Origin of the sequence: Thalassobacillus cyri, from assembly GCF_900107755.1 — a bacterium.
GTDB classification, from domain to species: domain Bacteria; phylum Bacillota; class Bacilli; order Bacillales; family Halobacillaceae; genus Thalassobacillus; species Thalassobacillus cyri.
On record NZ_FNQR01000002.1, the window covers coordinates 286,140 to 305,361 of the forward strand.

21 protein-coding genes are annotated in these 19,222 nt (G+C 42.2%); 9 read left to right on the top strand and 12 right to left on the bottom strand.

What is annotated here, in order from left to right:
• Nucleotides 1-183: 183 nt before the first annotated feature.
• Together BLV00_RS03650 and BLV00_RS03655 are read left to right on the top strand one after the other, a co-directional pair.
• Nucleotides 184-906 carry a hypothetical protein gene (locus BLV00_RS03650; RefSeq protein WP_218131880.1) on the top strand — a complete coding sequence of 241 codons (723 nt, stop codon included), beginning with the start codon at nt 184-186 and terminating at the stop codon, nt 904-906.
• 140 nt (nt 907-1,046) lie between these two features.
• Nucleotides 1,047-1,952, top strand: a complete 906-nt coding sequence (locus BLV00_RS03655) for an NAD(P)/FAD-dependent oxidoreductase (protein WP_093042504.1) — start codon at nt 1,047-1,049, stop codon at nt 1,950-1,952.
• Nucleotides 1,953-2,002: 50 nt separating this feature from the next.
• Here the strand turns inward: BLV00_RS03655 and BLV00_RS03660 are convergent, their stop codons facing one another.
• A complete protein-coding gene (locus tag BLV00_RS03660) occupies nt 2,003-2,425 on the bottom strand; it encodes a CBS domain-containing protein (protein ID WP_093042506.1) in 423 nt (140 codons plus the stop codon).
• Nucleotides 2,426-2,529: 104 nt separating this feature from the next.
• Nucleotides 2,530-3,069, bottom strand: coding sequence for an HD domain-containing protein (locus BLV00_RS03665; protein WP_093042508.1), 540 nt, complete (start codon nt 3,067-3,069; stop codon nt 2,530-2,532).
• 98 nt (nt 3,070-3,167) lie between these two features.
• Between BLV00_RS03665 and BLV00_RS03670 the strand changes: the two genes are divergently transcribed.
• From BLV00_RS03670 to BLV00_RS22735, 4 genes are all read left to right on the top strand, one after another.
• On the top strand, nt 3,168-3,992 hold the full coding sequence (locus tag BLV00_RS03670) for an aldo/keto reductase (protein WP_093042510.1): 825 nt from the start codon (nt 3,168-3,170) through the stop codon (nt 3,990-3,992).
• Nucleotides 3,993-4,105: 113 nt separating this feature from the next.
• Entirely contained in the window at nt 4,106-4,339 is a 234-nt protein-coding gene (locus BLV00_RS03675; protein ID WP_143030670.1) for a hypothetical protein, read from the top strand.
• A 122-nt stretch (nt 4,340-4,461) separates the two neighbouring features.
• Entirely contained in the window at nt 4,462-5,508 is a 1,047-nt protein-coding gene (locus BLV00_RS03680; protein ID WP_093042514.1) for an ATP synthase beta subunit C-terminal domain-containing protein, read from the top strand.
• Between the two features lie 117 nt (nt 5,509-5,625).
• Nucleotides 5,626-5,703: a putative holin-like toxin gene (locus BLV00_RS22735; protein WP_419177281.1), complete on the top strand. Its 78-nt coding sequence runs from the start codon at nt 5,626-5,628 to the stop codon at nt 5,701-5,703.
• Nucleotides 5,704-5,921: 218 nt separating this feature from the next.
• On the opposite strand, the gene BLV00_RS03685 is transcribed toward BLV00_RS22735, so the two are convergent.
• The 10 genes from BLV00_RS03685 to BLV00_RS21845 form a co-directional block, all read right to left on the bottom strand.
• On the bottom strand, nt 5,922-6,206 hold the full coding sequence (locus tag BLV00_RS03685; RefSeq protein ID WP_093042516.1) for a hypothetical protein: 285 nt from the start codon (nt 6,204-6,206) through the stop codon (nt 5,922-5,924).
• A gap of 242 nt (nt 6,207-6,448) precedes the next feature.
• Nucleotides 6,449-7,972 carry an AbgT family transporter gene (locus BLV00_RS03690; protein WP_093042518.1) on the bottom strand — a complete coding sequence of 508 codons (1,524 nt, stop codon included), beginning with the start codon at nt 7,970-7,972 and terminating at the stop codon, nt 6,449-6,451.
• Between the two features lie 90 nt (nt 7,973-8,062).
• Nucleotides 8,063-9,370: a hypothetical protein gene (locus tag BLV00_RS03695; protein WP_093042520.1), complete on the bottom strand. Its 1,308-nt coding sequence runs from the start codon at nt 9,368-9,370 to the stop codon at nt 8,063-8,065.
• A complete protein-coding gene (locus BLV00_RS03700; protein WP_093042522.1) occupies nt 9,336-10,619 on the bottom strand; it encodes a M20 family metallo-hydrolase in 1,284 nt (427 codons plus the stop codon). The genes BLV00_RS03695 and BLV00_RS03700 overlap by 35 nt, the downstream gene beginning before the upstream one ends.
• Nucleotides 10,612-11,934 (bottom strand): amidohydrolase, encoded by a 1,323-nt coding sequence (locus tag BLV00_RS03705; protein ID WP_425441637.1) that lies wholly within the window; start codon nt 11,932-11,934, stop codon nt 10,612-10,614. The genes BLV00_RS03700 and BLV00_RS03705 overlap by 8 nt, the downstream gene beginning before the upstream one ends.
• On the bottom strand, nt 11,915-13,111 hold the full coding sequence (locus tag BLV00_RS03710; RefSeq protein WP_093042526.1) for a M20 metallopeptidase family protein: 1,197 nt from the start codon (nt 13,109-13,111) through the stop codon (nt 11,915-11,917). The genes BLV00_RS03705 and BLV00_RS03710 overlap by 20 nt, the downstream gene beginning before the upstream one ends.
• Nucleotides 13,112-13,294: 183 nt before the next feature.
• Nucleotides 13,295-14,668, bottom strand: a complete 1,374-nt coding sequence (locus BLV00_RS03715; RefSeq protein ID WP_093042528.1) for a M28 family peptidase — start codon at nt 14,666-14,668, stop codon at nt 13,295-13,297.
• 245 nt (nt 14,669-14,913) lie between these two features.
• Nucleotides 14,914-15,996 (bottom strand): lipocalin family protein, encoded by a 1,083-nt coding sequence (locus tag BLV00_RS03720; protein ID WP_093042530.1) that lies wholly within the window; start codon nt 15,994-15,996, stop codon nt 14,914-14,916.
• Nucleotides 15,997-16,091: 95 nt separating this feature from the next.
• The gene (locus BLV00_RS03725; protein WP_245728797.1) at nt 16,092-17,204 is read right to left on the bottom strand and encodes a M14 family zinc carboxypeptidase; all 1,113 of its coding nucleotides are present in this window, start codon (nt 17,202-17,204) and stop codon (nt 16,092-16,094) included.
• A 195-nt stretch (nt 17,205-17,399) separates the two neighbouring features.
• Nucleotides 17,400-17,555: a hypothetical protein gene (locus BLV00_RS21845; RefSeq protein ID WP_176791310.1), complete on the bottom strand. Its 156-nt coding sequence runs from the start codon at nt 17,553-17,555 to the stop codon at nt 17,400-17,402.
• Between the two features lie 198 nt (nt 17,556-17,753).
• On the opposite strand from BLV00_RS21845, the gene BLV00_RS03730 reads away from it, so the two are divergent.
• From BLV00_RS03730 to BLV00_RS03740, 3 genes are all read left to right on the top strand, one after another.
• Nucleotides 17,754-18,131, top strand: coding sequence for a DUF2512 family protein (locus BLV00_RS03730; protein ID WP_093042532.1), 378 nt, complete (start codon nt 17,754-17,756; stop codon nt 18,129-18,131).
• Nucleotides 18,132-18,267: 136 nt separating this feature from the next.
• Nucleotides 18,268-18,504, top strand: coding sequence for a YjzC family protein (locus tag BLV00_RS03735; RefSeq protein WP_093042535.1), 237 nt, complete (start codon nt 18,268-18,270; stop codon nt 18,502-18,504).
• Between the two features lie 115 nt (nt 18,505-18,619).
• Nucleotides 18,620-19,222, top strand: coding sequence for an anthranilate synthase component II (locus BLV00_RS03740; protein WP_093042537.1), 603 nt, complete (start codon nt 18,620-18,622; stop codon nt 19,220-19,222).

Consider the following 19,222-nt stretch of genomic DNA (forward strand, 5'->3'; position numbering starts at 1 on the left):
ATAATGTAATAAACGAGCGGGGAGGTGGAGGGGATCGACATACTTTTACCTGAAAATTTCAGAGAAGGTTTAGCGGCAGTATCTATTTTGCTTGGTCTTATCAGTGCGTTTCTTTCATTCAAATCTAGGTTAAAAGCTCATGCTTTAAAAATTGCTGGAATTCTGTTATTGCTTGGCTTATGTTTGTTTGCCAATAACACATGGAGTTATCTTGCTGGAATCTTCATTATTGCAACTGCTGTCACCAGGACGGAATATTTGCAGAATCTTGCTGCTATCATACGGGGAAATAAAGAGTACTTCGACTATAAAAAAGAATTTGTGTCGAACCAGGAGATATTCGATCATAAGCTGCAGGAGATCATCGAGTTTGAACAAGGTGAAAAACAGCCTTCGGATGATACGGAATTAGTCACTGCTACTCCTGAAAAATTTAATACTACAGAAACTATGCAGCCTTTACAATTAGCTCTCATTGCAGAAGATTTTGCTTTTAAAGAAATCGAAAGACGTTACAATACCCCGGTCCAGCGCCATATTCGGATTACAACGAAGGAGAAGCGGTTAGAGTTTGACGGGTTGTTAGAGCTAAAAGATAAAAGTGTCATATGTGCTACTAAAATTATTCCTCATGATCCATTTCCTATCGAACCACTCACCTTTTCCATTCAACAAATCCTGCACGAAACAGTTGAATATCAAAAAATCATCCATAAAAATAAGAAAATAAGTATAAGTTATGTTATTGTCAGTACTTTTGTAAAGGAAACCAAAGAAGATCTGATAAAGCAATTAAGTAAAATCAATCGAAAAAGCACCTCTGGGGAGGTAGATGTAGAATACCTGTTATTCACATTTGATGAATTAGGAATACCTGTTTCAGATCCATTAACAAGTCTCTCGTGAAGAGAGGCTTTTTTATTATATGTAGAGTTAATGAATGCTGATATTTCCCGGGGAATATATTTAAATGAGTGAAATTAATGTATGGGATGCACAAGGAAAGTGACAATAAGAGGATAGGTGAATAATTAGGAGTGGTACCAGTGAAAAAATATGAAGCGGTCATTGTAGGAGGAGGCATCGCAGGCCTTCAGGCGGCGATTCAGTTGGGAAGGTATGAGCATGAGACATTGGTGATTGATTCGGACCGAGGAAGATCGAATTTATGCCGTTGTTATCATAATTTGTTAGGGTGGCCTGAGGGGGTCAGCGGCAAAGAGCTTCGTACAATTGGTAAACAACAAGCAGAACGATTAGGTGTTAATTTTCTTCAGGATACTGTGTCAGATGTGAGGAAGGAAGGGAGGGACTTCCTTGTTTCTACCAATGAACATAATAACTTAATTACCTCGTGTATTTTGTTGGCTACCGGTGTGGTCGATCGTATTCCTCATAAGTTTACAGATCTTTACCCCTGTCTTGGGTTATGTGTGTTTATATGTCCGGATTGTGATGGGTATCAAGTGAAAGGGGAGCGGACATTAGTGCTTGGGACAGGAAACCCAGGGGCGAATATGGCATTAACTCTTTCTTATTGGACGAAGGAACTTACTTACATCAATCATGAACAGAGGGAAGTTGATTCCGATTTACAGGCCCAACTTGCTGAAAAGAATATTAAGTATATTCACCAATCAGTGGATCGCGTTTTATCAGATGACGATAAATTCCATGGAGTTGTTTTACAAGATGGAAGCCGAATCGAAGCGAAGTATGCGTTTTTCGCTTTTGGAGGAAATAAAGTCAAATCTGAATTGGCAAAAGGAATTGGAGTCGAACTGCATCATAATAAACATATCCTTGTCGATGGCAGGACGAAAATGACCAATATACCGGGGGTGTGGGCGGCCGGGGATGTAGTTGCCCATTCAGAACAAGTGGCCGTAGCAATGGGTGAAGGGCTTCAGGCTGCAATCTGGATGCATAAAAAGATTATTGGAGAAAAATAAACAAAGGACAGACCCCGCTAAAAACGCAGTGCTATCCTTTGTTTTAAAAATTAGTTGTTGCCAGAACCTTTTTTAATCTCACTTACTGTGTCTCCAGCCACTTTTTCCATTTCGTTAACGCCTAAATCACCTAATGATACAACACCTTTTACTTCTTGATCTTTAACTACTAGCAGGCGCTTAATTTGATGGTCTTGCATCAATCTCGTTGCTTCCTCAACCTGCATGTCTGGAGTGCCTGTAACAACATTTTCAGTCATGATATCTTCTGCTTTAACCTGATCAGCAGAACCTTTCGCAAGACCGCGTACAACGAGGTCACGATCAGTAACAACGCCTAAATATCCATCTTCATTAGCAATAGGAAGAAATCCAACATCTTCTGTTTTCATTGCCTTCGCAAGCGTTTGAAGATCATCTTGAGGTTTGCAGTTTTCGACATTATCGTTCATAACTTCTTGTAAAGTAGCCATATTATCTCCTCCCTTGAATGGGTTTTAATTGCTTCACAGTAAACAATATCCAGCTTAAGGCGGAGATCAAACATAGATGCCACTGAATTAACATTTTTGTAATATTATCCAAATACTCTGGCAACAGCTTTTTCGTATTTCTGGAAGAAGTCTGGGGTTTCAGCTTTCAGAAATCCCTCATACATATAATTAGCAACTGATTCGTAGTACCATTCTTGCTTTTCGTATCCGGCGTTAAAATTGTTCCAAACCTTATTCCCGTGCTTTTCCAACTCTTTTTCTGTTGATAAAAGATTGTCCAGTTTATCGGCTAAAATCAGATACTTAACATCTTTTGAGCCTTTTTTTACCGTATCGATGGTGTGCTGTTTACGTTCCGTCCAGGTTTTCGACTTATCTTCCGTATGGGAAGCTACCAGATGTGCAATCTCTTTGCCAAACTCGTTTTCAATATCTGAAATATCATAGGCGGTATCCTCCACGACATCATGAAGGTAGCCCGCGCAAACCACCTCTATAGAGCAGCCTGCCTGATGCAGAGTTTCTGCTACTTGAATCGGGTGGATGATGTAAGGCTCACCTGAGCCTTTTCTTTGCTGACCTTCATGAGCTTTTTCTGCAAATAGCTTAGCTTTATCCAGCATGGGACCCCTCCGGTCTGATTTGTTTTAAATGCTTATATAGGCCTTACCCTATTTTCTTATGATAAACTACAGTTATTACAAATAAAGGAGTGTTTTCTGTGCAGAAATTAACTTTACATAACGGCATCACCATGCCACAGCTTGGCTTTGGAGTATGGCAAGTGGAAGATGAAGAGGTTGTACCAGCAGTGAAAAAAGCATTGGAAACTGGATATCGCTCGATCGATACAGCTGCCATCTATGGGAATGAACGCGGGGTGGGAAAAGCCATCCAGGAAAGCGGTTTACCGCGTGAGGAGCTTTTTATTACAACAAAAGTATGGAACACCGATCAAGGCTATGAAAACACCTTAAAAGCCTTTGATGAAAGCTTAGAAAAGCTTGGATTGGAGTATGTAGACTTATATTTGATTCATTGGCCGACACCAGAATTCGATGACTACGTAGACACGTATAAGGCCTTGGAAAAGTTATATCAGGATGGACGTGTAAAAGCGATTGGTGTATGTAATTTTGACATCGATCACCTGCAGCGTCTTTTGGATGAATGTGAAGTGACACCAGTATTGAATCAGGTCGAATGCCATCCATATTTGGCGCAAAATGAAGTGAAAGACTTCTGTAAACAGCATGACATTTACGTAGAGGCTTGGAGTCCTTTGATGCAGGGTGGGGAAGTGCTTGGCAATGAAAAAGTTAAAGAAGTGGCTGATAAGCACGGAAAGAGTGCCGCTCAAGTAATTATCCGGTGGCATTTGCAAAAGGATACAATCGTCATTCCGAAATCGGTGACCCCATCTCGTATTGAGGAGAATTTTGACGTATTTGATTTTGAATTGGACAAGGAAGATATGAAAAAAATCGATTCCTTAGACCGCAACGAACGAAAAGGACCTCAGCCGTCTGAAATGAATGTTCGATAATCTCATTACCTTTTAGATAAATAAAAGTAAAGCATGAGATATAACGTTCCGGGGAAAACATAACAACAAGACACATCATTTACGTGAGGAAAGGATGTAGCTCCATGATTTTTGTGGCAGTGATACTCACATTAATAGGAACTTTAGGCTTTACTGGTTATGTAAAAGAATCAAAGATTGTTGCTGCGTTCTATACGATTTCTCTTATTAGTATTGCGATATCCTTATTCGGCACCTTTGTGATTAATGGGGAGACAGGAAGTCTGGTAATGATCATAGGCGGGATTATCAGTATTGGCGCATTAATCGGTATTATATTAACCAAACCAGAAAATGTAAAAGTATAAGAGAGAACGGTCGATAGAGACCGTTCTTTTTTATGAGAAAAAATAATTACTCTTTAACGTAATTTTATGTTGCTTTATTGAGTAATATAAATTACCATTAAAAGTAACAGGAGGTGTGTTTTATGGAAGATTTACGTTTAAACGTGGCTTTACTGAGACGGCGTGTCCCTAATTTAACAAGGGCAGCCAAATCGGTAGGATTACGACCGGCTACAGTGTCCAATCTTAGTACAGGAAAAATTCCTGTCGGAAGAGCAGAAGTAAGGACACTTGTCGCTTTGGCGTCATTGGCTGAGTGTAGTCTCGATGAACTGATTATCAGAGGGGAGAAGGTAGAAATGATAGAAACGGGTATCAAGGCTTTAGATTTGTTTGCTCCGTTGACGAAGAGTGGGACGATAGGGCTGGTAGCAAGGCCTGGAATGGGGCAGCTTGTAATTTTAGCTGAGGTTTTTCACCGCTTGAAACAACAAGGGTATCAAACGATTTTATTGGAGCCTGAGGGTAAACATCCGGAAGTAGATGACATTTCAGCGTATATCGATCATACGTTTCACTCGATTGAAGAAGCTTATGAGTATATAGCAAAGCTTTCGAATAAGACCGAGATCGTTTTCGCTGCTGACCGTTCCCACGTCCTGAAAGGTGATATTCAAAATTTACAGGAACGTCTTCAAAATATAGGGGTTGACTCAGTTACCACTTTCTTAGTTGATTTAAAAGGTGAAGTGGTAGATGAAGATTTACCTTATGGCCCTTTAGAAACCCTGTTACAATTTGATGCTGATTTAGCTGCTAGGCATCTGTTTCCTGCCGTCAACCCGATCTATTCAACCTCCTCTATATTAGAAGGCGCGCATCTGGATCAAACACACCTCACCATACAGCAGCGCGCTCAAAAACTACTCCGCAGGTACCGTGAACTGCGTGCAATCGTCAATGTAAAAGGGATAGACAGCTTACCAGAAACAGAAGCCCCTCTCTATAAACGGGGAGAGTTGCTGGAAGCCTATTTAACGCAGCCATTTTACGTCGCAGAAGCATTCACCGGGCAAAAAGGTGAAACGGTACCTTTAACAGACGCATTGGTTGATGTTCGAAAGATTCTAGATGGCGTAAATGATGCAAAAGAAGTAAAAGAACTCAGCTATGTCGGTAAAATTCAATGATTAAATCGCCTCCCTCATAGTGAGGGAGGTTTTTTAGGGGGAATTTTCTTTTTTTAAGAAAAATTGAATAGGACAAACATATGTTTGGGAAGGCTTTACATAAGGAGGCGATAAAAGATGAACACTTTTGAAGTACTGACGTTGATGTTAAGCTTTGGCATGTTTGTAATCGCTGTCCTAAAGTTCGACAAGTGATAACCCTCTTGGCACGCTTAGCCGGCGTGTTATTTTTTTGCGTAAAGTAATATATTACACCATGCATCCAAGCACTTATTTTGTAATATGCTCAGCGGTGGATTTTTGTCATATTACTATATTGGAAAGACACAAGGAAGAAGGATAACTTGCTTTTAACCCTTGATTCACCGAAGAGAAGCAAAAAGCCAGCTCTTATAAAATGAGCTGGCTTCTGGTTAGTTATTTTGTTTTTCTTTCATCGGTCCAATCAGTTTGGAAATACGGTGAATGACAAACATCTGAATGAATACGATCAAGGATAAGATCGCCATGGTGAGAATGATGGCCGACAGTGACCCTTCGCCAATAATTCCGATCATCAGACCGAGGCTACCCCCAACCACAATCGAAGGGTAAACCATGCTGTTGGTTATCTCGCCTTTTCCGGCAAAATACCTGTTTATAAAAAAGGCTGCAATTATCAAAATCGCTGCTATAAATGCGGTAAAAAGCTGTGTCAAAGTAACCCTCCTTTTGGGTAAGCGCATACTTTTCTTTACCTTATCAAAGTTTGGTTTATTTGTTAAATGACAAATTTGTTACTTGATGTCTTTCTATATAAAGAAAAAGCAGCCCACAATAAAGGCTGCTTTTTATAGATAAATTTTAAAAGAGGATTATCCGGATCACTAAATGGTTTATTCTGTACTATACCTAGATTAGTAAATTCTGGTAATGATAATAGGCCAATATCCCACTTGATTTAAAGGTACATACCGATTCCTGGTCCGAATGGTATACCAAGGAAGGCAAAGATTAGCAACAACACAATCCAGACGGATAAGAAAATGATGCTATACGGAAGCATAAGGGCAATCAATGTACCGAGCCCGGCTTTTTTATCATACTCTTTCATAAATGCTAACACGATTATGATATAAGGGTTCATTGGAGTAATGATATTGGTCGATGAGTCGGCAATACGATAGGCAGCCTGAATAAATGCTGGGTGATAGTCTAGGAAATAGAACATCTTAACGAAAATCGGAGCTTCTAATGCCCATTGTGCCGAGCCACTGAAGATGAATAAGTTCATGACAGCGGTCAACAGTACAAAACCGATAATGACCGCGATTCCGGTAAGCCCAATGGACTCCAGGAAGCTCGCTCCACTGACGGCAATCCAGGTGCCTAAGTTCGTCCAGTCAAAGTAGGCGATGAATTGAGCTGCCGCAAAAATCAAAACGATGAAACCGGACATATCTTTCATTGCTTCGCTCATAAATTTAGAGATATCTCTTGAACTTTCGAGTTTTCCAACCGTTTTACCATACGTGACGCCTACCGCTACAAACCAGAACAAGATAATCGGAATAATCCCATCTAAAAATGGGGAAGGAATGATGCCGCCCTCTTCATTTCGAAGTGGTGAATTCGGAATGAATATGACCAAAAGGATTAAGGCTACATAGGCGACAGCTGCTATAGCCGCATTCCTAAGCCCGCGCTTTTCCAGATCGGTAGCATCTTTCAAGGCTTCTCCGCCTTTTCCTTCGTACTTACCTAACCGGGGTTCGACTATTTTTTCGGTAATAAGAGCACCAGTGATAGATAGAACGACTACAGAAACCATCATGAAATACCAGTTATCGACTGGTGTAACCACAATATTAGAATCTAAGTTTTTCATCACTTCGGTGGAGATACCAGATAACAATGCATCTGTGCCAGCGATGACGATGTTAGCCGTAAACCCGGCACCGACCCCAGCAAAACCTGCAGCCAGACCGGCGAGTGGATGACGCCCCACCGTGTAAAATACCATTGCGGCTAGTGGAGGAACGATAACGAAAGCCGCGTCGGAGGCAAGGTTACCTAAGATACCGACAAAGATTACTGCATAAGTTACTAAAGCAGGTGGTGCTTTCAGAATGGTGCTCTTAATAGCTGTTTCCAACAGGCCGATTTTATCGGCCAAACCAATTCCGAGCATCATTGCCAAGACGAGTCCTAATGGTTTGAACCCGACAAAGTTTTCCAGCATTGAAGTGAGAATGTATTGAAGTCCTTCTGCGGAGACAAGGCTTTTGATGGTAATTACTTCTTCGCTGCCAGGTTGTTGAAACGAAACATCAAATAAAGAAATGAACCAGGACAATAAGATAACAAACACAGCAAGGTACACGAATAGCATGAATGGGTCCGGCAGACGGTTACCTGCACGTTCGATGACATTCAAAAAGCGGTTAAGTCCTTTTCCTCCTGAAGCATTTGACTGAGTAGCCATATGTTTCACCTTCCTTCATAAATTTGGAAAAATACCGTTAATCTTCCGAAAATAAACAAATTTTATGATGAACAGACAAAATTTATAAAATTACAATTGAGTGAATCGATATACTTTACGGGGGCGCCCCCTTTCACCGGATTGTGCTTCCCCGCATTGTTCTACTACATTCGTTTTCTCCATCTCTGTCAAAATTCGACGGCCATTCCGTTCCGTGCTTTGTAACCAACGCGAAACATCCTGGGAAGTAAATTGGTCCCGGTGGTATTGTTTTGCATAAGCGATGATTTTTGAAACGACTCCTGGGCTGATTGACGCATCCTTTATTTTTTTCCTCCAGTCAGCACCGGTTTCGACAGTTTGGTAGGATAAATCCTCAGTTTGCTTATTTTTTAATGTAATCGACTGGTCCTCATCTACTAATAGGATGGTTGCTTGTTCCTGTTTGGTCATGTTCCTGAATCCTAACCGGACATTCTGCTCTGCTTGTGATACGGTCTCCCCAAAACCAATAGAAATACTGGCTTCAATATTATTTTGTAATTTAATTTCTTCAATCAGGTCCAGTAAGTCTTCATAAGCGTCCTCGCTGACTTCTCCTCTTGTCGTAAAGATAAAGAATAACCCATCCCCTAATTGCATGAGGGAGCCATTTATTTTTTCAGTGACTTGCAACAGTGATCGTTTTAAGTCTAATTCCTGATATTTAGTCTTGAAGGAATAGTAGAGGTCATCGAGTTTATCCAAATTAAATTGAACACGACAGCCGATGATCGCCGTTTGTGAGTTGCGATACCGTTTAGAATGTGCCCGTTCCTCTAAAAATTGAATGACCATGCGTATCGATAAATAAGAAGGAGTTACACGAAATACTGGAATTTTCATCTTCTTCAACTGATAAAATACATCCTTGATTGATGTGATTACTACCTCGGTTTTCCCTTGCTCATATAAGTTTTTATGGAAAGCGACAAGGTTTTGAATTTTGTCGTAACCCTCAAATGGATGGTTATAATAAGTCAATTTTTCTAGATTGTAATACGAAAGTATTTTCTCGATTTCTTCATCGGAAATCGTATCGATTCCTACCTGTTGGAAAACTGTCTGCTTGGCTAATTGAGCTTCCAGGAGGATACCGAAAAAACTGGAACCATGCAGGGGAGGGAAACTCGCTTCTTCCTCCGTAATCAAATGATTTTCTGTGGCGTACGTATAATTCAGGACGCCGGAAAAGAACCATTGATCCACTTCATACCTGTGATTGGTTAAAATGTTAGTAATTTCTGATAATTCTTCATACACATGAGGGACGAATTCTATATTTTCGAATTCTTGTGCTACATATTCAATCCGTTGCATCGAGTCAGCAGGACTGATTACTCCAATTCTTGTCTTCATCGTCATCACCTGTTTCTTCTTGTAAATATGCTGCCATTATGTTACTTCCTTTTTGCAGATCGGCTATACTTGCATATTCTTTAGGGTGATGGCTGATTCCTTCTTTACAAGGAATGAATATCAGACCAGAAGGCCAGCGGACCGCCATGTTCATGACGTCATGTCCTGCACCACTATCCATCAGCAATGCCTTATATCCAAGCCTTTTACTGACTTTCTGAAGTTTTTCCTGAATCTGTGGCGCTAGAAAGATAGAATCATTATTTACTAATGTTTCTACTTTGATCGTTATTTGTCGCTTTGTTTCGACCTGGCTGCAATAGGACTTTATCAGATCTGCCAGTTCATATTTAGAGCTGTCATCGACGCTGCGGATATCTATGCCAAGTTCGACTTCACCAGGTATAACATTCATGGCATTGGGCTTTAACTGAACCGTACTTACCGTAGCTACGAGGGGAACTTCCTGTCTGGTGTTTATCTTGTTGGCTTCCTGCTCGACAAAATTAACAAGGGGAGCGATAGCAGCGAAGGCATCTTTCCGGTTGTCCATAGGAGTTGTACCTGTATGATTGGACATGCCGATGGCGGTAACTTTAAGACGAATCGGGCAGGCTACACCTCTGACGATTCCAATCTCTGCTCCGTTATGTTCAATTTGTACTCCTTGTTCAATGTGCAATTCCAGGAAACTCTCTAATTCATCCGGGGCCTTTTCTGCTTGTTCGATCGTTTCCCAATCTAGTCCAAACTCCTCGATTGCTTGTTTGATCGTCACACCATCTCCATCGGTGACGTTCTCAAGCTCCTGCTTATCCAGCAATCCAGTAACTGCTTTGCTTCCAATAGTAGACACACCGAAACGGGCCGATTCCTCAGAAGCGAAACAAATGACCGCAATATTTTTCTTTGGCGTAAACGACTGATGCTTCATCTGCTTAATTGCTCCCAGACCACAAAGAACACCGGCGACCCCATCATAACCTCCACCAGCATTGACCGTATCGAGGTGTGAGCCGACAGCAACGGTAGGAGCCAAACTGTCCACCTTCCACACAGCCCATTGGTTGCCTGCTTTATCGCTAGTCACTTGTAAGTCGAGCTCGTTTGCTATTTGTTGAAAAGCTTCATGGGAACGAGATTCCTCCGGACTATAGCTAAGACGGGTGAATCCTCGTGGTTGATCCATAGTATCTGCCTGGTTCAACTGCAGTAGCTTTTCTTCCAACCAATGGGAGTCTTCACTCATGTGACATCCCTCCTTTTAGAATGTGAATATATGCATCAACAGCTACGGAAATAACTGTTTCTTGATAATCGAAGGCCGGATGATGATGACCATAAGGGAGCTCTGTACCAAAGAGCATGTATGTCGCCTTTCCGCCATTATTTTGCACTGTGTTGGTCATGAAGCTGGCATCCTCAGAACCGGAAACCTTTGCAAATGGGAGAACCTCTGTAACATAGTTGCTGGATTGGCAGGCTTCGGTGATAGTAGTAATCAAAGAATCATCACATTCGATTTCTTCTGTTTCTCCCACAAAGTCTATCATAACCTCTACATCGTGCATCATAGCTGCGGCGTGAAGGGTTCGTTTTGCTTCTTCTAACACATATCGGTTTATCTCTTTCGTTTCTCCCCGTGTTTCGATTTCTAAATAGGAAGCTTCCGGGATAATATTACGCCCGCTGCCGGCACTCATTTTTCCGACATTGATTCGAGTGGGACCACCGCTGTGCCGAGGGATAGCATAGAGCTGAGTGGCTGCTGTTGCGGCTGCAAGGAGTGCGTTTTTTCCTTCCTCCGGTTTCATTCCGGCATGAGAAGCGACACCTTTGAAGTGTGCATTCAGTTTTGTAGAAGCAAGGAAACCTCTCGTCGTAGCTGCTATCGTACCGACAGGGTAGGGGTTGATGCCGATATGACCCGTATAAAATTGATCAACCTCGTCGAGCCAGCCTTTATCCGTGATCGCTTTCGCCCCACGTCCGCCTTCTTCCGCCGGTTGAAAAATAAGTGTGTAGCGCCCTGTCAACGAATCATTATACTGAGCGATGAAATGGGCTAATCCAAGACCGATGGCGGTATGACCATCATGACCACATGCATGCATAACGCCGTCTTCTTGAGAACGGAAGCCATGATTAGAAGGGAAATGGTCCTTAGCATCTGTTTCCTTTATTGGCAGGGCGTCGATATCAAACCGAAAGCCGATATGCTCACCATTCTTTTCGGCATCCCATATGGCAACGACCCCTGTATTGCCCCCGCGCATTTTCTCCATCCAACTTTCTTCAACTCCCCAATGAAGCGCTTTGTTTTCCTGTTCCGTTAATAACGGCTCATCAGGAACGCCCATGCGAGACGCACTTTCAAGGGCATCGACTCCCACATGAATAATGAAGCCGAGTTTTTCTAATTCCTTACCAATGCGGTAAGTGGTGTAATACTCCATGAAACCAAGTTCAGGATTCTGGTGGAGGGTACGGCGCCATTCAATCAGCAGGGGAGTAATTTCTTCAGTGAAATTATCATTCATGTCATCACCTCCTTGCCAGTTCATCTAAAGTATCTATTGCCAGCTTTACTAAAAAAGAGCTTCCAATCGGTAATGCTCGTTCATCCAGTTTGAACTTCGGGTCATGAAGAGGCTTTTGTTCTTCTTTGTTTTCAATCTGCGTTCCAAGCCAAATGAAGGCGCCTGGATAATTTTCTAAAAAGCGGGCGAAATCTTCTCCAGCCATGGATGGAGCAACTTCAGGTGCAGCATCCTCGCCGAGCAGGTATTTAGCAGAGTTGCGCGCTAATTGCGCCCATTCCGGCGTATTGATTGTTGCCGGGTATCCGTCTAAATATTCGATATCGACTGATCCATCAAAAGCTTCCGCCGTCTGCCGTAAAACGGTATGGAATCGGCTCTTGACCTTTTCTTTCACTTCTGGAAGATAGGTGCGAATCGTCCCTTCGAACGTCACCTTATCAGCTATGACATTGTAGCGGTAACCGCCTTCGATTTTTCCGATTGTAAGAACTGCTGAATCAAGCGGATTCACGTTACGGGAAATAATGGTCTGTAGGCTGGTGATCATTTGATTGGCGATCATGATCGCGTCATTGCCATCCTGCGGCATACTTGCATGGCCGCCACGTCCGGTTACCGTTACTTTGAAGCGGTCTGATGCACCCATCATCTCTTTATCTCTTATACCTATTTTGCCGACAGGCAGGCTGGGCCAGACATGCTGTCCGTAAATGACATCGGGCTGGTATTCCGAAAATACGCCATCCTCCATCATAGGTTTAGAGCCGCCAGTAGGGGCGTTTTCTTCGGCAGGCTGAAATACTAATAATACGATACCGTTTATTTGCTCTCGCATTTGATTTAACGCATAACCTGAACCGAGAAGCATAGAAGTATGGGCATCATGTCCACAAGCGTGCATTTTTCCATCTTCTTTTGAAATGTAAGGATGGTCATTCATTTCCTGGATAGGTAAAGCATCCATATCCGCACGTAAGGCAACCGTCTTACCTGGATTGCTGCCTTTTATGATGCCAAGCACACCTGTTCCTGCAAAGCCGGTTTGGTACTCGATTCCATAGGCTTCCAGTTTCTTTAGTACCAGTTCGGACGTTTTAAATTCTTCTCCGCTTAATTCCGGGTGCAGGTGCAAGTGCCGTCGAATATCAATAATTTCATCTTTTACTTCATCTATATAAGTATCGATAGTGGATTTCATAGTTGTTGTCACTCCTTTTTATTTAAGGAAATATTCCTTAAATGTTCCGTTAAAAAACAGTATAACAAATTATCGATAAATGTCACCCTTTTATTTAAAATTTTCTGAAAACATATAAAAAATCCCCTCACAAAGAGGGGAGGGGAAGCTGCTTTCTACCAGTTAATCGATTTGTTTTGAAGATCAAAGCGGTCTGTCGTCAAAGTCATATTCTACTGTTCCTGGTGCTACATTCGCATGCTCTAACGCTGGGGTATCGGGTCTCGCAATCTGGTAAACTGCTGCACCTACGATTTCTCCAACATCCTGCAGTTTCTCTTTGCTGATTTTATCGATCGTATCCTCTGGCCCGTGGTACCAAGGTTCAAGGGGAGCGTGGATGAACAAAGCCGCCGGAATACCCCGCTCATAGAATGGGACGTGGTCACTGCGGCCAAGCTGTCCGTATGGAACAGTTTCAGAGACGCGGGCACCAGCTGCAGCACCATAGTCGGTCACCAGGTTCTTTTCTCCGTTTGGAGTGAACATGATCAATTCTCCAGCATCACGGCTTCCTACCATGTCGAGCTGGAAATGGCCAACGATATTTTGTACTTCTTCATCACTTAGAGAATAAGCATAGTCATAGGAACCGACCAACCCTTTTTCTTCGGCACCATACGTAGCAAATCGAAGCTCGGTATCCGTAGGGGTATTTGCCATGACTCTGGCTAACTCTAAAACTGCAGCCACACCGGAAGCATCGTCGTTAGCTCCAGGACCAACACTTACGGAGTCATGGTGGGCACCTACCATGACAATTTGTCCATTGTCTTTATTAGGGTGTGGTTTCTTTTTAGCAATGACATTATGACTTGTCCCTTTAATATAGCTGGCACCCTCTACGGAAACGGTTGCTATTACTTCTTCTGTTGCTAGACGATCGACTAATTCCAGCCCAGCTTCACGAGTAACAGCAACTGCCGGGATGTCTTGTCCTTCATAAATCCCGCCGAATTGGTTGCCCGTGGTTCCTTCCCGGTTGAACATAATGACACCTGCGGCACCTTTGTCCAGGACATTTTGAATCTTGTCATAAAAGGAAATTTCACCACGCTCAATCAAAGCGATTTTTCCTGCTACTTCGTCACCAACTTCACCTTCAGAAGCGAGTCCGACATAGACAAGTGGCGCTTCGACTTCAGCATTGATCGAACCTGTGAACGTATGGACATCCCCTGCAAAATCGTTCCCATTCAGGATGATAGATGGGGTTCCGCGTTTAAAACCTTTATTAAATTCAAATGGCTGAATTTCTGTCTTATACCCAAAACTTTCAAACTGCTCTTTGATGTATTGGACACCTTGCCATTCACCATCTGTGCCGGCTTCACGCGGCTGTTGTGATAATACTTCGATGTGCTGATACATGTTTTCTGAATCGATTTTCTTGATGACCTTGTTATCGAGGGCATGATCCGATTGTTCATTTGAAGCGTGGTTTCCTGCTTCTGCCGGTATCCCTGAGCTTAATGCAAGTCCGGCTGCTAGAATAGCGGTTAATGTTTTACGGTACATAAAAATCCTCCCTTATTTTGATAGATTATAAGACAAGGTCATTATCCTATTTTTCGAATTGTAAGTAAATTTCTTATATACCATAAAATCGAATAAACCCAACAGATCTGTTACTTTTATCCTGAAAAATTTGTCATATAATCAAGAGGGATGTAGAAGCTGATCGAAAAATTAAAGCTTAGTCCCTAGTGGGGGACAAATGTCATGGAACAATAAAAAAGCTGCATTTCTGCAGCTATCCAGAATCAAGAAGAAAATGCATATCCAACGAGTTCCATAAACCCTTCTCCGGTTAAATGATTAACAGCTCCATTGGAAAGACGCTCTTTACCTGTGAGGGATACAGCACCTTCCCATATCCCTTGTAATGGACCAAGGACCAACATTTCCTGATTAGAAAAGAATGGAACAGTTTGGATCTCAATATTGAACTCTGGGATAGTGATTTGCCAGGCGATTGGGTAACGGGCGTTTGTTTTCACGCTTTTCCAGTACTTGAGGGGGTGGAAGGAGATATTTCTTGTAAACCTGACTGTACCGTCTTTTTCGATTACATTAGCCATTTGGGAAGACGTCTCTCCATCATTGCTCCGCATTTCATTCAAGAGCAGTTCACGTCCATCATCCAACTGCAGCCCGAACCAGTTCCATCCGGTTCCTTTCACCAGGCTGTAATCTTTTCCCCATTGATGATCAAACCATCCTTCACCACTCACTGATTCTATCCCTTTATGTGTGTGCAATTTACCTGATACTTTATTTTGTGTGAATGAATAATAGTACAAGTCATCCGGCTTTCCATCAGTCCCGATAAGTGCATGAGGTTTTCTTGGTTGGAAGTGAAGGTCTGCAGTTATGCCGTCTTCAGATAAAAGCAGGTGAAAGTCTTCCTTTTCTTTTTCAAAAGTCATGCTATTTTTTCCATACATAAGTCGCAGCGGGTTTTGTTTGATAACAGCCTTGCGAAGCAGTCCATGGGGACGGGGAATCCTGCCGGCAATCAAGCTTTTATAAAGACGCCACATAGTTGTATCGAAAGGGTGGAGGAGCAAATAAAAAGGGAGATAAAGGAACATCATATTCCGTTTCAATTTGTTATCGATTCGTGATTGATTTTTCTGCTTTTTATTATCCAGATCGATTAAGGTATAAATGAGGTAATGACCTTTGCTGCATGCTGATTCTCCGACTTGAAAAAAAGAAGTCATCAAAGCATATCTGCTGCCGCGGCTGCTGTTTAAAAAAGTGAACGCATACCACCATTCGATGTTAGAGGAAGCATGGGGGCCGGCATCTTCCGGGAGCCTGATATCTGGTTGTTCTTCCATATCGTACACACCTTCTGTTTTTAGTAAGGTATGCAGACACGAAAAGTTTGGAACAAATGAAAAAGCTGCCGGAATGTTAACCGGCAGCTTCCATTTTAATAACCACTAGTTTCATAATCTGTTAAATAGCCTGCGCTCGGGTAAGCGGGGATATCGTCCCAGCGGTCTGGATCCACACCATAGATTTCATCAGTAGCAATGCCGTAGAGTAAAGATTTCAATGCCTGGTAGTTCTGCTTTGTTAAATAGCCATTAGATTTCTGACCAAGATTTCCTTCTCTTGTGTTTCCTTTAGTTTCAAAGAATATGGCCGGGTTGCTATGTCCGTCGTCATTAAGGTTATTATAGTTTGTCCCCAGCATCATGGCGGATACGACGCCGCCTCTGATGTCAATGAAATACTTTTCATCCCCACCACCGACCTGGTATTGATCGATATGTGTATAACCATAATCAATCATTGAATCGTATACATATGCCTGCATCTGTTTTGTGATGGTATTATACAATCCGTCCTTGATGCCAGGAAGGGTCGGACCGTCAGGAGCAAGCGAAATCCCCAGTGAGAAGGAAGTAGATTCATTTGTTCCATATACTGTCTTGAATCCCTGGTGGTGCAGGTCCACTGCAAAGTCAGGTTTTAAATCTGTCCAGTATTCGTATACGACTCTGGATTCTTTCGCTTCGAATTTATCTTCTGCCCAATCCCGGTTCAAATCCAGGTATCTGTCTTGGTCTACGAGGTAGGTTTGTCGTTTATTCAGGATTGACCCGTCCGGGTTATACATCGGTATGACATAAATAGTGGCTTCATTGAGAATTGTTTTGATATCAGAAGTGCCGTTGCTTGCGAACGTTTTTAACAGTTGTAAAGCTGCTTCCGTCGTAAGCTTTTCATCTCCGTGGATTTGAGCTTGCACCCAGATTTTCTTCTCGCCATCACCGGCTTTAGCAACATAAATACTGTTGCCACTTTCAGATGTACCGTAGTCATCCAGTGTGAATACTTCTATTTTTCCTTTACTGGTCGCTTCAATGATTTCGAGCTTTTTAATCATTTCTTCGTATGTAATGATACTGTTGATGCTCGTTTTCCCTTCCGTAGATGGTCCTCCGGGAACTGTGTCAGATTTGGCATAGACATTCGGATGAACAGCGAAAGCAAGTAACATTCCAAACATGGCCAACAGGCCAATGAGTTTTTTCAAAAGAATCCCTCCATAATGTAAATTAGTGAAATTATAGCAGAACACTGACACTATTAAGCTGAATTTTTTGTTATTTCAAAAAACACAACCATGTGAGGGAATCTTTTCGCCTATCTCTCTCGATCAAAAGCCCTAATGAAATATCAAGAGCTGCCTTCCGATCATGGAAGGCAGCTGTGAATAGGTAAAAGGATATTATTGTTCGAAATCATCTGGATTTTTTTCGCTATCTTTATTTACCTCTGTATCCACCTGCTCGCGCTGGGGATCAATGTCCCTCTTATTATCCTTCTGCTTCATCTTTTGCTCTGGAGAGTCATCACTTCGTGTCTTTTCACTTTTGTTAGCCATCAAACCATCCTTTCGTTTTTTATGAGGTCTTTGTTTACATGATTTCACTAATCTATCCTTTCGAAACTTGATACGAATTTACAATGATACTACAATCTTTTTTAAGAGTTTACATATTTTTTACCTTTTGGCAGATTATGTTTGTAACAGGTGTATAAAGGAAAAAATTACATAAAGCAAAGAGCGAGGAGGTCGGTTATGGAGCATTTAAAGGCAATAGGAATTAAAAGCTTAATGACCTTTGCTGCGGTATTTCTTATATTAGGGATTGGCTTTCAAATGTCCTGGAGTGAGGTCATTATTTTGACGGTTGCGATTGGGGTGTTGTCCTACCCGTTAGGGGACCTGAAGGTATTTCCTAAAGCCGGGAATAAGATTGCTACAATCGTTGACTTCGCTATTGTTTTCCTTGTCGTTTGGCTGCTTGGGATTGTATTAGTAAACAACTCGGCTCCCCTTATAATTGCTGGGGCAATAGTGGCTGCAGCGATGGCAGTCGGTGAATATTTCTTTCACAAATATATGGCAAGGATCGTCCTGCATCGTAAATATCCGTTTGAAAACCACAAATACTAATTCGTAATAAATAGCGGGGTAGGGTTGGCCGGGAGTGAGTATATTATTGTCGAGATTTCAGGAAGGCTTACTAAAACGAATGGTCCACCACTGCACTCCCGCGTTCCCTATTCAAAAGAGTTTACAACTCGTTGGAATGGGAAAAGATACAAATAATCAGCAGCATATGACCATGGAGGTGAGCGAATTGGCTGAAGAAGAACGTTATCAAACTGGTGATAAGGCGGGTGAAACGGGGCAATACAGATTTGACAGTCTTGTAGAAGGTTTTTCCCAGGAGCAAGAGAATAAAGTGATACGAGTAGCACAGGATGAAGAATTCCCGGCGGCACCAGAAAGTGGTAAGCCTGCCTATTGGGTCAAAATCAAATAACCTATTCCCTCTCAAGAGTAATTAATTGCTCTTGAGTTTTTTTAGGTTTGAGACTTATATTCAGCCGGGGTTATAATAAGAGAAGTGTGTATTTCTATAGAAAGTGGTGGACAAGTTGATTGTAGTCATTGATAACTACGATTCATTTACATATAATCTGGTGCAATATTTTCGTCAGTTGGACCATCAAGTGCGCGTCTGCCAGAATCATGAAATTTCTCCTCAGGAAATTGACCAGCTTCAGCCAGACTTGATTGTACTTTCCCCTGGTCCTGGAAATCCTGATGAGGCTCAGACAAGCAGAGAAGTGTTGGATGAGTTTCATACCAGAATTCCGGTTTTAGGGGTTTGTTTGGGACATCAGGCTATCGTTAAATTTTTTGGCGGGGAAGTCATTAAAGGGGAAAAGCCGATGCATGGAAAAGTAAGCTGTATTACCCATGATCAGTTGGGGGCCTTCGAGGGTATCCCCTCTCCCACCTTGGTGACACGCTATCACTCTTTGATTGCGGAGCGGAGCAGTATGCCAGAAAGTCTGGATATAACTGCCAAAACAGAGGATGGCGTTATTATGGGGGTTAGGCATAAGGAATATCCAGTCGAAGGGTTGCAATTCCATCCTGAATCTATTCTTTCTGATGCGGGCTTTCACATGCTTGAAAATGTATACCGTAACGCACAGCGTTGGGGAATGAGATCGTTACGGGAAGAGGTGTAA

Bases quoted from the DNA above. Each gene is read 5' to 3' on its own strand.
- BLV00_RS03660 (WP_093042506.1), bottom strand. From the start codon at position 2,425: ATGGCTACTTTACAAGAAGTTATGAACGATAATGTCGAAAACTGCAAA.
- BLV00_RS03665 (WP_093042508.1), bottom strand. From the start codon at position 3,069: ATGCTGGATAAAGCTAAGCTATTTGCAGAAAAAGCTCATGAAGGTCAG.
- BLV00_RS03680 (WP_093042514.1), top strand. From the start codon at position 4,462: ATGGAAGATTTACGTTTAAACGTGGCTTTACTGAGACGGCGTGTCCCT.
- BLV00_RS22735 (WP_419177281.1), top strand. From the start codon at position 5,626: ATGAACACTTTTGAAGTACTGACGTTGATGTTAAGCTTTGGCATGTTT.
- BLV00_RS03690 (WP_093042518.1), bottom strand. From the start codon at position 7,972: ATGGCTACTCAGTCAAATGCTTCAGGAGGAAAAGGACTTAACCGCTTT.
- BLV00_RS03695 (WP_093042520.1), bottom strand. From the start codon at position 9,370: ATGAAGACAAGAATTGGAGTAATCAGTCCTGCTGACTCGATGCAACGG.
- BLV00_RS03700 (WP_093042522.1), bottom strand. From the start codon at position 10,619: ATGAGTGAAGACTCCCATTGGTTGGAAGAAAAGCTACTGCAGTTGAAC.
- BLV00_RS03705 (WP_425441637.1), bottom strand. From the start codon at position 11,934: ATGAACTGGCAAGGAGGTGATGACATGAATGATAATTTCACTGAAGAA.
- BLV00_RS03710 (WP_093042526.1), bottom strand. From the start codon at position 13,111: ATGAAATCCACTATCGATACTTATATAGATGAAGTAAAAGATGAAATT.
- BLV00_RS03715 (WP_093042528.1), bottom strand. From the start codon at position 14,668: ATGTACCGTAAAACATTAACCGCTATTCTAGCAGCCGGACTTGCATTA.
- BLV00_RS03720 (WP_093042530.1), bottom strand. From the start codon at position 15,996: ATGGAAGAACAACCAGATATCAGGCTCCCGGAAGATGCCGGCCCCCAT.
- BLV00_RS21845 (WP_176791310.1), bottom strand. From the start codon at position 17,555: ATGGCTAACAAAAGTGAAAAGACACGAAGTGATGACTCTCCAGAGCAA.
- BLV00_RS03730 (WP_093042532.1), top strand. From the start codon at position 17,754: ATGGAGCATTTAAAGGCAATAGGAATTAAAAGCTTAATGACCTTTGCT.
- BLV00_RS03735 (WP_093042535.1), top strand. From the start codon at position 18,268: ATGGGAAAAGATACAAATAATCAGCAGCATATGACCATGGAGGTGAGC.